This is a genomic window from Acinetobacter sp. FL (genome assembly GCF_040744925.1).
In the GTDB taxonomy this organism is placed as follows: Bacteria; Pseudomonadota; Gammaproteobacteria; order Pseudomonadales; family Moraxellaceae; genus Acinetobacter; species Acinetobacter radioresistens.
Map to the genome: position 1 here is coordinate 1,618,954 of NZ_CP160437.1, position 13,699 is coordinate 1,632,652.

General features: G+C 36.5%; 16 protein-coding genes. 4 read left to right on the forward strand and 12 right to left on the reverse strand.

What is annotated here, in order from left to right; genetic code table 11:
- Nucleotides 1-7: 7 nt before the first annotated feature.
- The 6 genes from ABZP31_RS07570 to ABZP31_RS07595 form a co-directional block, all read right to left on the reverse strand.
- Nucleotides 8-352, reverse strand: coding sequence for a hypothetical protein (locus tag ABZP31_RS07570; protein WP_005405118.1), 345 nt, complete (start codon nucleotides 350-352; stop codon nucleotides 8-10).
- 34 nt (nucleotides 353-386) lie between these two features.
- Nucleotides 387-698, reverse strand: coding sequence for a YcgL domain-containing protein (locus tag ABZP31_RS07575; protein WP_005020136.1), 312 nt, complete (start codon nucleotides 696-698; stop codon nucleotides 387-389).
- 128 nt (nucleotides 699-826) lie between these two features.
- The gene (locus ABZP31_RS07580; protein WP_248135200.1) at nucleotides 827-1,969 is read right to left on the reverse strand and encodes an HRDC domain-containing protein; all 1,143 of its coding nucleotides are present in this window, start codon (nucleotides 1,967-1,969) and stop codon (nucleotides 827-829) included.
- Nucleotides 1,970-2,281: 312 nt separating this feature from the next.
- A complete protein-coding gene (gene recR / locus ABZP31_RS07585; protein ID WP_005020133.1) occupies nucleotides 2,282-2,878 on the reverse strand; it encodes a recombination mediator RecR in 597 nt (198 codons plus the stop codon).
- 13 nt (nucleotides 2,879-2,891) lie between these two features.
- Complete coding sequence (locus tag ABZP31_RS07590; protein ID WP_005020132.1) at nucleotides 2,892-3,221, reverse strand: YbaB/EbfC family nucleoid-associated protein; 330 nt, start codon at nucleotides 3,219-3,221, stop codon at nucleotides 2,892-2,894.
- Between the two features lie 27 nt (nucleotides 3,222-3,248).
- Nucleotides 3,249-4,436 (reverse strand): O-succinylhomoserine sulfhydrylase, encoded by a 1,188-nt coding sequence (locus ABZP31_RS07595; RefSeq protein WP_248123500.1) that lies wholly within the window; start codon nucleotides 4,434-4,436, stop codon nucleotides 3,249-3,251.
- 140 nt (nucleotides 4,437-4,576) lie between these two features.
- On the opposite strand from ABZP31_RS07595, the gene ABZP31_RS07600 reads away from it, so the two are divergent.
- Nucleotides 4,577-5,674 carry an alpha/beta fold hydrolase gene (locus ABZP31_RS07600; RefSeq protein ID WP_248135229.1) on the forward strand — a complete coding sequence of 366 codons (1,098 nt, stop codon included), beginning with the start codon at nucleotides 4,577-4,579 and terminating at the stop codon, nucleotides 5,672-5,674.
- Nucleotides 5,671-6,543 carry an NAD(P)-dependent oxidoreductase gene (locus tag ABZP31_RS07605; RefSeq protein ID WP_111281354.1) on the forward strand — a complete coding sequence of 291 codons (873 nt, stop codon included), beginning with the start codon at nucleotides 5,671-5,673 and terminating at the stop codon, nucleotides 6,541-6,543. The genes ABZP31_RS07600 and ABZP31_RS07605 overlap by 4 nt, the downstream gene beginning before the upstream one ends.
- 271 nt (nucleotides 6,544-6,814) lie before the next feature.
- On the opposite strand, the gene arsB is transcribed toward ABZP31_RS07605, so the two are convergent.
- The gene (gene arsB, locus ABZP31_RS07610) at nucleotides 6,815-7,795 is read right to left on the reverse strand and encodes an ACR3 family arsenite efflux transporter (RefSeq protein WP_248135232.1); all 981 of its coding nucleotides are present in this window, start codon (nucleotides 7,793-7,795) and stop codon (nucleotides 6,815-6,817) included.
- A gap of 61 nt (nucleotides 7,796-7,856) precedes the next feature.
- Nucleotides 7,857-8,171 carry a metalloregulator ArsR/SmtB family transcription factor gene (locus ABZP31_RS07615; protein ID WP_005026093.1) on the reverse strand — a complete coding sequence of 105 codons (315 nt, stop codon included), beginning with the start codon at nucleotides 8,169-8,171 and terminating at the stop codon, nucleotides 7,857-7,859.
- An 85-nt stretch (nucleotides 8,172-8,256) separates the two neighbouring features.
- Here ABZP31_RS07615 and arsC point away from each other — a divergent pair, with 85 nt between their 5' ends.
- Nucleotides 8,257-8,685, forward strand: a complete 429-nt coding sequence (gene arsC, locus ABZP31_RS07620) for an arsenate reductase (glutaredoxin) (RefSeq protein ID WP_005026096.1) — start codon at nucleotides 8,257-8,259, stop codon at nucleotides 8,683-8,685.
- A gap of 1,056 nt (nucleotides 8,686-9,741) precedes the next feature.
- On the opposite strand, the gene ABZP31_RS07625 is transcribed toward arsC, so the two are convergent.
- A complete protein-coding gene (locus tag ABZP31_RS07625; protein WP_005020120.1) occupies nucleotides 9,742-9,969 on the reverse strand; it encodes a DUF2171 domain-containing protein in 228 nt (75 codons plus the stop codon).
- Between the two features lie 1,158 nt (nucleotides 9,970-11,127).
- On the reverse strand, nucleotides 11,128-11,451 hold the full coding sequence (locus ABZP31_RS07630; RefSeq protein WP_111281356.1) for a GrlR family regulatory protein: 324 nt from the start codon (nucleotides 11,449-11,451) through the stop codon (nucleotides 11,128-11,130).
- Nucleotides 11,452-11,737: 286 nt separating this feature from the next.
- Between ABZP31_RS07630 and ABZP31_RS07635 the strand changes: the two genes are divergently transcribed.
- A complete protein-coding gene (locus ABZP31_RS07635) occupies nucleotides 11,738-11,884 on the forward strand; it encodes a hypothetical protein (RefSeq protein WP_005026099.1) in 147 nt (48 codons plus the stop codon).
- Nucleotides 11,885-12,026: 142 nt separating this feature from the next.
- Here ABZP31_RS07635 and ABZP31_RS07640 read toward each other — a convergent pair whose 3' ends face one another.
- The gene (locus tag ABZP31_RS07640) at nucleotides 12,027-12,425 is read right to left on the reverse strand and encodes a hypothetical protein (RefSeq protein WP_005026101.1); all 399 of its coding nucleotides are present in this window, start codon (nucleotides 12,423-12,425) and stop codon (nucleotides 12,027-12,029) included.
- Nucleotides 12,426-12,712: 287 nt separating this feature from the next.
- Nucleotides 12,713-13,126 (reverse strand): hypothetical protein, encoded by a 414-nt coding sequence (locus tag ABZP31_RS07645; RefSeq protein ID WP_005020112.1) that lies wholly within the window; start codon nucleotides 13,124-13,126, stop codon nucleotides 12,713-12,715.
- Between the last annotated feature and the right edge of the window lie 573 nt (nucleotides 13,127-13,699).

Below are 13,699 nucleotides of genomic sequence, written 5' to 3' on the forward strand. Positions count from 1 at the left end.
TTATTACTTAAAGTGGTGAAGTCTTTTTGGGTGCCGTATAACGTGTCCACAGATACCCGATTAGCAGGCCAAGCGCAATTACAAACAAAATAGCCGCCAGATTGGACCAGACAAGCGGGTACTCTTTAGTGAGTACACCAAAGATCAGCCCAAAGGTTGCTGGCGCAATGGAAGCATTTGGCCCTTCTGAAACAGTCGGGGTGACCAGAATTGCAAAAACAATAATCCAGCTAATTGCTCCAACTGGCGCTGGAATACGTCTTGCGATATTAGTCCAGCACCATAAAATAATTAATGTACCAAGACCATAAACTGTTACAGCGATGCTATCTTCAGGAATTGAATCGAGCATCGAAAGTAAACTGTTCCAAACTCCTGAAAATTGATCAAGCACCACGTAAGCCCTCTGGTTCTACTGCATTAGGGTTAATTAAACCTTCTGGAGGCATTTGAATAAAGAAGCCTTTGGTTTGTAGGGAATCGAGTACATGTAATACATTTACCCGAGCCAGACGGCGCGTTTCAGATAGTTCAAGATGCATTACAAAAGTAGCCCGCCCAAAAGCATGGCGTAATACTTCAGGCACTATCTCAAGCGGATCAAGTTCCGAAGAGTCAGACTCGGCTGAATAATCAGGACGTGCAATATAGAGATACATCTCATCTTTCTTACTAGATCTATAAATATCACAATGCATTTTTGAAACAGAACTCATAAAACTCAAATCAAAGCATACATGAAAAAGACGACGGTTACATTAGCCATCATTAACGCATCAGTCGTGTTTTTACTTAAATATGCCGCTCTTCGTCAATTCATATTTAGTTAATTTGTTACTTTCATCTGGGTCGATAAATAACTTTCATCCTGTTGTAAAATCTGGATAAGCGGCTTGGTTAATATTTCATAGCGCCAACCCAGCAGATAGTCTGGCAAATCCTGCTCATCTCCATGAAAGACCACATGTTGATATAAAGAATTCATCCATTTTTTACGGAGTAGAACCTCTTTGGGTACTTTAGTCTCTTCGACAACTGTTTGAATCAGGTTATCTACCTGCTCGGCAGTAGTTTTTGAGGCCTGTTTGATGGGACGGGCCATACGTAATGGCCACTCTTCTGCTTTAGGCAAAAATTTCAGCAAGTCCAGAATAACTTTTCCATATTCACGTACTACACCGGCACGAATATCTTTAATACCTGCCAGCTGGAAATTATTACGTGGATTTTTCTCGACCAGATCAATCATGGTTGAGTTGCGCAGAATAAAGCTACGAGGCTGGTTAAGTGCCTTAACCATTTGCTCACGCCACACACTTAAATGTTGAAGCTGCATAAGCTGGCGACGTGTATGCCGGTAATTGCCCACATCCTGATACAGTAAATGTAGGGGTGTTTCCTCAGCAATTTCTTGGGTCAGGTGCTTACAGTCTTCAAGTACACACTCATATAGGTTTTTCTGCTTAAGTTCAGTTTTAATCTGTTCGGCTAACTGTCCCAAGTACAACACATCATTTGCTGCATAATGTAGCTGTTCATCTGTCAGTGGTCGAGCCAGCCAGTCAGAACGGGTTTGATCTTTTTCAATATCAATATCAAGTACAAGTTTTAAAGCATTCTGATAACTTACCTGTAAACCTTGGCCTAAAAAAGACAAGCCAACTTGAGTATCAAATACATTGCTTAGGCTATAAGGGCCAGCATAATGATAAATCAGATCAATATCTTCACTACAGGCATGAAAAATATTTTGCTGGGCCCGATAAACTTTTTTCCAGAAAGCTGTAAGGTCTAAAGTTGTACCATCCAGTAAAAATATCTGCTCTGCAATATTAATCTGGAAAACACCGAGTTTAGGCCAAAAGGTATCGACTTTAATAAATTCAGTATCAAGTGCATAAACCGGATGTTGATCCATGAGGTAGAGCACTTTTTCTAGATCAGTTTGCTGTTCGATAAACTGAAACATGGGAGCTCAACAGTAATTTTTTGTTCATATTAACAAGTTAGGGTTATTTTATATATAGGTTTCTACTATTAGTCTTTTGTCTAAATCTTTATTAATTCAATGTTTTTAAATAGAATTAATACGTATTAACTATTTTCTAATCAATTTGATTGGTTATATTTTAGATGATTTCTTATATTTACTTTGGAATTAGCCTTATTTAGCAGTGAGTTTTTTTTATATTGTCATAGTTATATCTATTTTCCAGTGACAGAATGTACGACAAAATGCAGTTTTTTTACCATTACAAATAAAATAAGCACTTATAAGTGCTTATTTTATTCGCATCCGATTGTGTAAAGCTTGGCTTAACGTATGGCTATCTACATATTCGAGCTCACCACCCTGAGGTACCCCTTGGGCAATTCGAGTTAGATGCAAAGGCAAATGTTTGGTAGCTTCAGCCAAATAATGAGCTGTCGCCTGGCCTTCTACTGTAGCGTTGGTCGCCAGAATAACTTCTGTAATATGACCTTCACTCAAACGCCGGACTAGATAAGGTATACCAATCTCTTCTGGACCAATCCCATCAAGTGGAGATAAGTGACCACCAAGGACATGATATTTACCTTTAAAACTGCCACTTTGCTCTATTGCCATGACATCGGCTGGTGATTCCACTACACAGAGCTGCTGCTCGTCACGTTCAGAAGATGCACATATATCACACACTTCATTTTCTGTCAGTGAATGACAGACTTTACATTCATGAATATAGGAAGTTGCCTCATTTAGAGCATGAGCCAGTCCTGATGCACCTTCCCGATTTTTCATAAGCAGATGCAATGCCATACGCTGAGCCGATTTCGGCCCAACGCTAGGTAAAATTCGCAATGCCTGTACAAGCTGATCAAAGCGTTCACTGAACACGTAATATTATTCCTTAAAATAATCCGGCCAGGCCTGGTGGCAAGCCCATACCACTATTGGCACTCTTCATTTTTTCTTCAGAAATTGCTTCTGCCTGACGGGCAGCGTCATTAATCGCAGCAGCAATCAGGTCTTCGATCATATCCGGTTCATCCTGTAAAAGGTCCGGATTAATTTCAATACGCTTTACCACATTACGGCATGTCATGGTTACTTTTACCAGCCCACCACCCGCTTCTGCATGTACTTCCATCTGGGCTAGCTCTTCTTTGGCCTTTTTCAGATTACTTTCTACATCCTTCTGCATACGCTGGGCTTGCTGCATCAACATATTAATATTCATTATTACTCTCCAAAAAAATTTAAATGGCTAAATTAAATCTAAACCGCGCGATAAATCGCGAATAATATCATCAATGTCTTCAAGGCCGACAGAAACCCGGATCAAGCCTTCGCGGATACCTGCTGCTTCTTTCGCCTCTGCTGACAATTTACCATGCGTGGTAGTCGCCGGATGAGTAATAGTAGACTTGGTATCGCCCAGATTACCGGTAATAGAAATAAATTGGGTCTGATCAATAACTTTCCAAGCCCCCTCTCGTCCTTTTTTTACCTCAAAAGAAACAATCCCACCAAAACCACTTTGCTGCTTGGCTGCCAGTTCATGGCCTATATGTTCAGGCAGGCCGGCATAATAGACTTTTTCAACTTTTGGATGCTGTTTTAACCATTCAGCCAGTTTTTGAGCACTGGCCGTATGAGCTTTCATACGCAGGTTTAATGTCTCAAGGCCCTTTAAAAAGATCCAGGCATTAAAAGGACTCATTGATGGCCCTAAAGTACGCACCATACCGAAAACGTCTTCAAGTAGTTGATGACCGCCAACCACTGCACCACCTAAAGCACGTCCCTGACCATCAAGATACTTGGTAGCAGAATAAATCACCAGGTCAGCACCGAATTTTAAAGGCTGTTGTAAAACCGGAGTACAAAAACTGTTATCAATCGCCAGTAGAGCACCATTGCTATGCGCAATATCTGCCAGAGACTGAATATCAGCGATCTCGGCCAGTGGGTTAGAAGGTGATTCTACAAAAAGCAGTCGTGTTTCAGGACGTAATGCAGCTTTCCAGGCACTTGTATCTGTTAAATCAACGAAGTCTACCGTTACACCAAACTTGGCAACATATTTTTCAAACAGCGATACAGTAGAACCAAATACCGCACGTGAACAGATGACATGATCACCTGCCTTTAGATAAGACATGACTACAGCCAGTATTGCCGCCATACCCGAACTAGTAGCAACGGCACGTTCTGCGCCCTCTAATGCAGCAAGACGTTTTTCAAACATAGAAACTGTCGGGTTAGTGAAGCGCGAGTAGATATTACCTGGAATCTGACCCGAGAATTTTGCTGCTGCTTCCTCAGCATTGGCATAAACAAATGAAGAGGTCAGGAAGATTGGTTCGCCATGTTCGCCTTCAAAACTGCGTGTATGGCCAGTGCGAATAGCTAAAGTGTCAATTTGATAATCTGGTTCGTCTGGTTGGTTCATGTCTGACTCAGTCCGCAAGACTGCCCTTGATAGAAATTGCCAACATTTTGAGCGTCCAGAGTATTTCTGGTCAAGGTAAAATGCATAATTATCGCTTAGTCTTCATACAAATCTTTTGAAATGAGAAATGAATGCCAAAAATGTTTACCTTAAAAGCCAGAATTCGACAGCAGAAGACCAGATTTTTTCATCTTTCACGCCGTGTACTTAACCCCGAGTCATTGGTTCTTTCCCAATCTACACTCTTTCAGGTAATCAGCAAGTATCATGGCAGCCAGCTGCGTTATTATGCTGCCGCTCATAAACGCTACAAGGAGCCATTAGTTTTTGTAGCACCGCTGGCAGTCAATATGGCGATTTATGATCTATATCCTTACCGTTCTTTAGTACAGCATTTTCAGCTGCAAGGTTTTGATGTTTATCTGGTTGATTGGGGAAGCTTCACATTTCAGGACCGATATCGCGATTTTCTATTTTTTATTGATGATTGCTTGCCGCACTATATTAAAACTGTCTGTGAACATTCGCAGAGTGAAAAAATTTCCCTGCATGGCTGGAGTATGGGGGGTATTTTTGCTTTACTCTACAGTGCCTTGGCGAAACAGAGTCATGTTAAAAATCTGATTATTTTAGGTAGCCCAATTGACAGTTACGCTTCGGGTCGGATTGGCAGGCTATTTGAAACAATAAATCAGTTACTTACCAGACATGCAAAAATCAGGCACACAATTGAAAATATTCCTGAAGGGCTGATCCATACACCAGGTTTTATTAATGCCTTGGGGTTTAAAATAATTGATCCGGCAGGCTGGTTAAATAGCTGTATTCAGTTATTTAAATATATAGACAATGAAAAATTTCTGCGAGAACACACTACGGTGCAGACGTTTTTAAATCATATGAATGATTATCCTGGCGCAATTAATAAAGATATGGTTTTTAAAGTCTGGCTTAAAAATCCACTAAAAACAGGAAGTATTCATTTAAAAGATCGGTTAATTGACTTAAAAAATATTGAATGCTCATTACTATTAGGTGCCGGCACCACAGATCAGATTGTGACAGAAGCAGCTATTCAACCCCTTAGCCAATTGACAAATAGTGCAGATGTTTCGTTTACTGCTATTCCTGGAGGGCACATCGGTTTAATGTCAAGCCAGGCAAGTGCCAATGAATTCTGGCCAAAATTGACCGAATGGCTGGTACAACGCTCATCAAGAATAAAGGATACATTATGATTCAAACTGTGGCATTTATTGGTCTTGGAGCAATGGGCTACCGCATGGCTGCACATCTACCCAAACATTTTGATACTGTTTATGTCTGGAATCGCAGCTTTGAAAAGGCTGAACAGCATGCAGCTGAGTACGGTACACAGGCAGTAGATCTACATCAGGCAGTACAGGCAGATATTATCTTTTCCTGTTTACCTACCAGCCAGGATGTGAAGCAGCTTATTGACTCATTAAATATTAAAGCTGGCGCTATATGGATAGACTGTACAAGTGGTGTTCCTGCAGCAGCAAAAGAGCTGGCAATGAGTTTAAAACAAAAGGACATCGAATTTTTAGATGCACCTGTCAGTGGTCAAACTGTTGGTGCCGAAAATGCCACTTTAACCATAATGGTTGGAGGCGATGCTGCAGTATTTGAACGTGCCCTGCCAGCTATGCAGACCTTTGGCAAGCTCATTAAACATGTAGGTGACTCAGGAGCTGGGTTTGCCGTGAAAGCAGTGAATAATATGTTACTTGCAGTGAACTTATGGTCAGTAGCTGAAGGTTTTACGACTTTAAAAGCCCATGGTGTCAATCTGAATCAGGCCCTTGAATGTATTAATGCCTCAAGTGGTAAAAGTGGCGTCACTGAAACGGCACTGCCCGCACGAATATTAAACCGCAGTTTCCCGTTAACCTTTGCTTTACCTTTGCTTGCAAAGGATACAGGAATAGCACTAGATCTGGTTAATGAAGCAAAGTTACCTGCCCCACTTCTTGCGCTCACACAAAGTCTGATTCAGGCAGCAAATCTGACAGCAGAGCCCGATAGTGATTTTTCCGCTGCTATAAAAATGTATGAAGCCTGGACTAAGATTATTTTAGAATAATTTTATTTTCCTAAAGCAAAGCTTCATAAAATTGATATAACTTTTGGTATAAATAAGGCATAACTTATAAATATAACGTGATAAAAAGCCCCTTTTTCGGGGCTTTTTATTGTCTTTAATTTTTGTTCATTTTTAAAAATTTTTTAGATTTATATATCTAATGGTTCTTCATTATTTTCCACAAATCGAGAATAATACTTTGTATCTCACAGTAATCCTTACTTACTTAATATCAAGTAAAGCTAATTTCAGATTAAGAAATTCAGAATAATTATTTTTCTTTAAAGCAGGTTTTCTTCAGCCATAGTGAAACACTCACCAGTATAATTAGCACTGGTACTTCAACCAGAGGACCAATTACGGTAGTAAACGCCACGGGTGACGCCAAGCCGAAAGTTGCAATTGCAACAGCTAATGCTAATTCGAAGTTATTTCCCGCAGCTGTAAAAGAAATGGCTGCGGTTTTTGGATAATCATTTCCCATCCATTTGCTCATAAAGAAGCTGATAAAGAACATCAATATAAAATAAATGATCAGAGGAATTGCAATCCGCAAAACATCCAGCGGCAAGCTTACTACATCATTTCCTTTCAAACTAAACATTGCCACAATTGTGAACAATAGAGCCAGTAAGCTCAGTGGGCTGATCTTTGGCAAAAAGATATTTCGATACCAAGCTAAACCTTTGGCCCGAACCAGAAGAAAGCGAGTTATAAAACCAAGAAAAAATGGAATACCTAAATACACGAGTACCGCATGTGTGATAGTCCAAAAATCAACATTGATCACTTGCCCCGCAACACCAAAATAAGGTGGCAAAAAAGTCAAAAACAACCAGGCATAAGTACTGAAGAATAGGATTTGAAAGATGCTATTAAATGCGACTAAGACCGCAACGTATTGATTATCGCCACAAGCTAGTCCGTTCCACACCAAAACCATTGCAATACATCGTGCCAGACCAATCAGAATCAATCCTGTCATATATTCAGGATAGTGAGGTAAAAAGATAACCGCTAAAGCAAACATTAAAACTGGTGCAATAACCCAGTTCTGAACTAGAGATAAAATTAGCGTTTTCTTGTCTTTAAATACCTCTGGCAAAGCTGCATAATCGACTTTGGCTAAAGGTGGATACATCATCAGAATTAAACCAATAGCTATTGGAATATTGATTGAATCTATACTTAACTTATCTAAGTTCACAGAGACTTGCGGAAAAAACACTCCTATAGCTATGCCTAGCGCCATAGCAATAAAAATCCAAAGTGTAAGATTACGATCCAGAAATGATATTTTAGCAGGCACAATATTACTCTTCACAATAGTCCGGAATATTTGAAGTTAAGGGATTAAGTATCGGGTTTAATGCTATTATTTTTAAAATATCATGTGCCCAATTTGGTAAATCAGGGTTCAGGCGATAATATACCCACTGCCCTTTACGCTGATCCAGTAGTATTCCCAAGTTTCTAAGCAGGGCTAAATGACGAGAGATTTTTGGCTGACTTAATTTTAATTGTGCCGTAAATTCACATACACATACGTTTTCTCTGTTCATAACTAATTTTAAAATATTTAAACGTGTTGAATCAGCAAGGCATTTAAAAAAATCTGTCTGTTCCATCTTTTGAAATCTCAAATATTTACTATTGCGAATATACGTATATCCATATATAAAGGCAAACAATACTAAAGAGATCGAGTAACCTATGTCTCAATCAATCAAAATTTATCATAATCCGGAATGTGGAACTTCTAGAAATACATTAGCCCTAATCCGTAATACAGGGCAAGAGCCTGTAATTATTGAGTACTTAAAGACTCCACCTTTAAAAGCAGAGTTAATTCAATTAATCAAGAATTCCGGGCTAACTGTACGTGAAGCCATACGCAAGAATGTAGCACCCTACAAAGAGCTAGACTTAGATAAATTACATTGGACAGATGAGCAATTAATCACCTTGATGCTTGAATATCCTATTTTAATTAACCGGCCTTTTGTCGTCACAGAACTTGGAACCAGACTATGTAGGCCTTCAGAAATAGTGCTAGATATACTGTCCGCACCTCAACGTAAGGCATTTAGTAAAGAAGATGGTGAATTAATAATTGATCAAAATGGCAAAAGAGTGAGATAAAATTCAAGTTCAATATAATAAACCAAAGTGAATACTTAATTTTTCACAAGGGGCTCTTCAGAGGAAAATGTTATTGAGCGAATTCCACTTTCTCAAGAATAATTTTGTCATCCGGTCCCACTTTTACAAAGGTAAAATTCTTGCCTGTGCTCATTTTATCAGGATAAAAAGAGGCTTTTGCAATTCTTTTTATATCATCGTTTTTGCCGAAAAAATTATTCCGGGTATTGTATGTCCAGTAGAAAAAACAGCTCATACCTATAAATAAAGTTATTAAAATCCTTATATGCATCCGAATGAGCCTTATATAGTAGTAATTCGCAGTGACTTTATTAAGTAATTTGCTTTTATACTTATACGTTAAAAATATAAAGAGTAAAAGAAATTTATATCACTGATATATAAATAATTCTGTTTTACAATTTCTATTTCCTTTATCGGTTTTTAAATAATATTTCCCTTTATTCTTAACTTTAGTGCCGGACTATAAATACATATTTATCAGTTATAGCCCATGTACCTATAAAGATCAGTAATTTTTCTGGCGATATAATATTCACATACATCACTATAAGAATGACTTTCGATATTTATTAATAAATACTTAGGTTCTGCTTTCCTAGCTTTTTTATTTCTTTTTGCAGTTTGCCTGTAGTTTCAAAGCTGCTGAAAACCAGATTATCTTTATCGTTCAAAAAAGATATTAACAACGCAACTGTTAGATAGAGGTAGCTTTACAAGATACTATAATAGTTAATATACCTTCCGGGCCAAAGCTGGTCAGTGATTAAAATTTAGGATCTCGAGTACAAGTGATTTAGCTTATATCAATATTTTTGCGCCGGGCAATAAACCAGAAGAATCAGAAGCTATACTTATAAGTAATACAGTAAACTGCCAGCAAATGGTCAGTACAGATTTACCAGATAGTAAATACCGCACGTCAAAGTAGAAAAGTAGATTTCGGGCTGGATCTACAAATTTTGAATAAATAAATTTAAAAAAACATAGTATTGCCTATGCAATACTATGTTTGACTTACTAAGAATCAACCCTTTACTGAAGAGTCTTCCACTGCTGGTGAACCTCTTCAGCATTTTTATTGAGATGAACTTCACCATTTTCTGCTTTGGCAACCCAGCTTAACGGGATGACATGGTGCTCATTATTTTCATCATCACTACGAGTCAATTTAATTGAATCTTGGCCTTCTAAATGATCTACCTTTCCAACTTGAGTTCCACAAGAAGCTATTACTACGTCATGTTCATTAATATTTTGCATTGTTAAGCCTTATTATTTAATTCAAGGGAAAAACCACTATAGCAACTGGCAAAATTTGAAGTGTAAATTAATAATGTTTGTATGTTGATCAAATATAGTAGATTTTTAAATTAGGTAATTTAGAGGGACAAAAGCTACAAACTATGAAATATGGGGTCCGGTTTAAATAGATTATGGACCTTAATATCAGTTTTAAAATTTGTGTTGACCGGCTACGTTAAGTCTCCTAGTCGTTTTTAAACACTATTTTTTACCGCTAATCTTTTTTTATGATCAATTCTGGCAAATTTAAAACTCTTGAAAGCATTCCTTTTACGTGGATAAAAAGAAGCAATAGCAGCACTATCCAAATTTTTATGATGGGTAAATGCAGGAGCAGTATGAGAATACAAACAAAAGAATAATACACTCGACACTATAGAAGTCGTTACCAGAAATCTCATGTACACTAAACAATACTCAAATATTTAGAAAATTTTAGGAAAATATAGTGAGCTTATACATTAATAAACTTACTATTAAAAGATTTTTTAGCTTGAAGACTACCTTTGTAGCTTTTGAAGGCTGCATAGTTAAGGGTTATAAACTGAAGAAGATTAAGCTTAAATTATCTGCATCTTAACTCTCCCAGAAATGACATATAGTAATAATATTTCCTTCTTAATGGGTGATTACCTTAATAAATCTGTTTTCCACTTTCTGATCACCTTCCATTATGAAGTACATATAGTCTCTATTCTTCTGTGTTTTGTTTGCCAGGCAAGTATATATTTGGAAAAACTGACTGTTAGTAGTTAGTTATCATGTTATGAAGACTATAGAAGAAACCTCATCAGTTATAAACTGCAAAGACTGTAAGACTAGACTATGACTAATTGATTTCTATATTCAATAAAGATAAAGAAGTAGCTCAATAAATAGTTTAAGTACTTATTTAATTACTATTTTCAGTTTTAGAAGATTGAGTAAAAAGAAGATTCAACAGAGTTATTAAACGATTTAAAAGTCGCATTAATCCAAAAACATGTATTAACAATACGTTATTGATATAAAAATGATGAGCAAGAAATTATGCTATAGAGTTGTCTTTGATAAGAACAAGGCCGTTATATAATTTAAAAGATAATAGAAGAAAACAAAAATAGGTTTTTTAAATAATCAGATTGCAAGTTCACCAATAAATTTGGCGTCGGCTTCTATAGTAATATTCTGGTTATCTTCAACATGGCCTTTAAGCGAGAAACCAAATCCTGACTCCTGAAAAGTTAGGTTAATTCTGTAATTAGATTCTTGATCAAAGATAGATAGCGCCGACTTTCTGTGCTTATGGACAGTTAGCTTGACAAGATTATCTTCGATGTGGCCTGAATATGTATGGTTAGGATCTCCACCATTAATCTTATTATTGTTTATAACGACAGTACCCTCTCCAAAGCCATGGCCACTATTTCTAAATACAACATAAAATATTCCATCCTTCATAAAGAAATCCTATCAATAAAAATACGCAAATTAAAAATCCCAATTATGTCATCATATCTTAACAATATAGTGATAAATATCTCATTATTCAATTGTATATTCGTATAATAAAGCACCACAAATTTCAATTAGTCTATTCTCAAAGTAAAAAGTCTTTAAGTAATTAGCCAATCAGAAATTTTGTAGTAAAAGACACATAGCTCACACATCACTCTCACAACTATCTTAGTGTAAGTAGACATAAAAGAGCATGATGACTTTCCTTCACATAATAAAGAAGATTGAAATGTCTAATTTTAAAGATTTTTCCGAAAAAGCTACCAAAGACAATGAATCAGCCGAGCCTACTCCAGAGATCTCTACACAAACTCCCGATGAAGTAAAGCAAGATGAAAAGTCTCCTACCCCTCATGAACCACAAAATAAAAGTTAAGTGATATCCTAAAAGCTGAATAATACTTCTAAACTTTATTGGGACCTGTTACTAAACAAGGTCCCATTTTTATTAACTTAATAAGCTCTAATGAAAATTTTGTATTATTTTTAGAACTACGAAATTGAATTACAAGTATTGCTTAAGTGGTCTGATTAAATTCTTTAGACCGTAAGTAAGCAGAGATAGCTTCACCATTATTTTCAAGCTTGGGGCTCAGAGGCGAAACTTTTGGGATCTCAACAATAACTTTATCGGTTATTGTCGCAAATACAGTGGCTAGCCATAGTACAAACTCATCTTTTACATTGCGGTTTGGCATCAGGCTCATATCAATCATTTTACCTTTGTTCTTATTTATCTCCTTACATAGCTCATCAAAGTTATTAAAATTGTATTTAAATCCAATTCCACTATCTTTAATTTCCTTTTTAATTTCTATTAAAAGAATATCAATATCCTTATAGCTGTCGCCTTGAAATCCATTTTTTTTATAGACTCGGTCATAAACCGTTTCTGCTATTTGAATACATTCCTTCATTCTTATACCTTTTAATGGCACGTGGAGTATCATTTATATTAAATCTAAATCAAGAAAGGTATAATCAAATTGTTTATTTTTTTAATTTTTTTGGAAAATTAAGCCTTATGACAAGGAATGAGCTCAAAAAATTAAAAAAAGCTCACCATTTGGAAAGCTTCTTAAAATCGTATTGTGTTTTCGACCTACGCCGGAATCATTACTCAGGGAACCACTATTTACCTGATCAAGGACAGGAGGGACTTTTAACGGAAATAAAAAATGAGACTTTAGCAGAAAATAGTTGCTTATAGGTCGAACCAATATGTACCTAAAAATACACAACCTATCAGCAAGAACCAACTCATATAACTCCAGACAGAATGTTTTCTTCTAACTGTATTGTCACCAGAGATTCTAAGTTTTGGATAATTCAAGGTCATCGGATTATGAATCTGGTTTCTGAACTCTTCAGCAGAAACTGCACTCTCTTCTATAAGATATTCATAAAAGCGATTTGCCTGCGATTTTTCCATATTCCGGACAAACTTATGTATATCTTGATCAAGTTCTGTTTGGGCTCGATGGAGTGGAATGGACTTTTCTTGAACCAGATATCCCGCGAAATCAGATTTAGCATAGATTAGTTGTTTTACTTCATTGCGTGAGACAGGTAAATGAATTTTTACGCCAAAGAGCTCACCAAAAAAGCTTTGTTGCATACCACACTCTCATTATTTAGATGGGCCATATGATACCCTTTTATGCTTAATGAAAATCAAATAATCCGAAAACTTATTGTAAACACTAACTTACTAAACCGTTTTAAGGTCAAAAGTTCTTATAAAATAAAAATTAATTTTTTATACGCATGTATATTAAATTGTACTATTCTCATTTAAAGTAAGTGAGGCTAGACATTTATAAAATTTTAATGAACTGAATTTTCTAAAATTCTATAAGTTTATTGATTCTCGGCTTAGCTTACAGGAGTGCAAATATGCACCCTACCTTTATTTTACTCTATCTCTTTAAAAAGAATGTATGAACACTCATGGTTAATAATAGTGAGGTCCTTCAAGATCTCTGTTATCGTCTTTATACAGAGAAATTGAGCACACACCATTCCAGAGCAAATAGTGCTACGGATAAGTTAAATTTTCTGGCTGAAGCTGTAAAATTATTTTCTGAAATTGAAGTGGTGAAATGCTCTATTATGATAAAGGCAGTAACTGTTATCTTTAAATTTAATTCACGGCGATATACGTTTTGGAGTGTAGAAATGTCAGAGATAG

Bases quoted from the DNA above. Each gene is read 5' to 3' on its own strand.
- arsB (WP_248135232.1), bottom strand. From the start codon at position 7,795: ATGGCGCTAGGCATAGCTATAGGAGTGTTTTTTCCGCAAGTCTCTGTG.
- ABZP31_RS07590 (WP_005020132.1), bottom strand. From the start codon at position 3,221: ATGAATATTAATATGTTGATGCAGCAAGCCCAGCGTATGCAGAAGGAT.
- arsC (WP_005026096.1), top strand. From the start codon at position 8,257: ATGTCTCAATCAATCAAAATTTATCATAATCCGGAATGTGGAACTTCT.
- ABZP31_RS07575 (WP_005020136.1), bottom strand. From the start codon at position 698: ATGCATTGTGATATTTATAGATCTAGTAAGAAAGATGAGATGTATCTC.
- ABZP31_RS07625 (WP_005020120.1), bottom strand. From the start codon at position 9,969: ATGCAAAATATTAATGAACATGACGTAGTAATAGCTTCTTGTGGAACT.
- ABZP31_RS07630 (WP_111281356.1), bottom strand. From the start codon at position 11,451: ATGAAGGATGGAATATTTTATGTTGTATTTAGAAATAGTGGCCATGGC.
- ABZP31_RS07635 (WP_005026099.1), top strand. From the start codon at position 11,738: ATGTCTAATTTTAAAGATTTTTCCGAAAAAGCTACCAAAGACAATGAA.
- ABZP31_RS07570 (WP_005405118.1), bottom strand. From the start codon at position 352: ATGCTCGATTCAATTCCTGAAGATAGCATCGCTGTAACAGTTTATGGT.
- ABZP31_RS07580 (WP_248135200.1), bottom strand. From the start codon at position 1,969: ATGTTTCAGTTTATCGAACAGCAAACTGATCTAGAAAAAGTGCTCTAC.
- ABZP31_RS07645 (WP_005020112.1), bottom strand. From the start codon at position 13,126: ATGCAACAAAGCTTTTTTGGTGAGCTCTTTGGCGTAAAAATTCATTTA.
- ABZP31_RS07615 (WP_005026093.1), bottom strand. From the start codon at position 8,171: ATGGAACAGACAGATTTTTTTAAATGCCTTGCTGATTCAACACGTTTA.
- ABZP31_RS07605 (WP_111281354.1), top strand. From the start codon at position 5,671: ATGATTCAAACTGTGGCATTTATTGGTCTTGGAGCAATGGGCTACCGC.
- ABZP31_RS07600 (WP_248135229.1), top strand. From the start codon at position 4,577: ATGTTTACCTTAAAAGCCAGAATTCGACAGCAGAAGACCAGATTTTTT.
- ABZP31_RS07640 (WP_005026101.1), bottom strand. From the start codon at position 12,425: ATGAAGGAATGTATTCAAATAGCAGAAACGGTTTATGACCGAGTCTAT.
- ABZP31_RS07595 (WP_248123500.1), bottom strand. From the start codon at position 4,436: ATGAACCAACCAGACGAACCAGATTATCAAATTGACACTTTAGCTATT.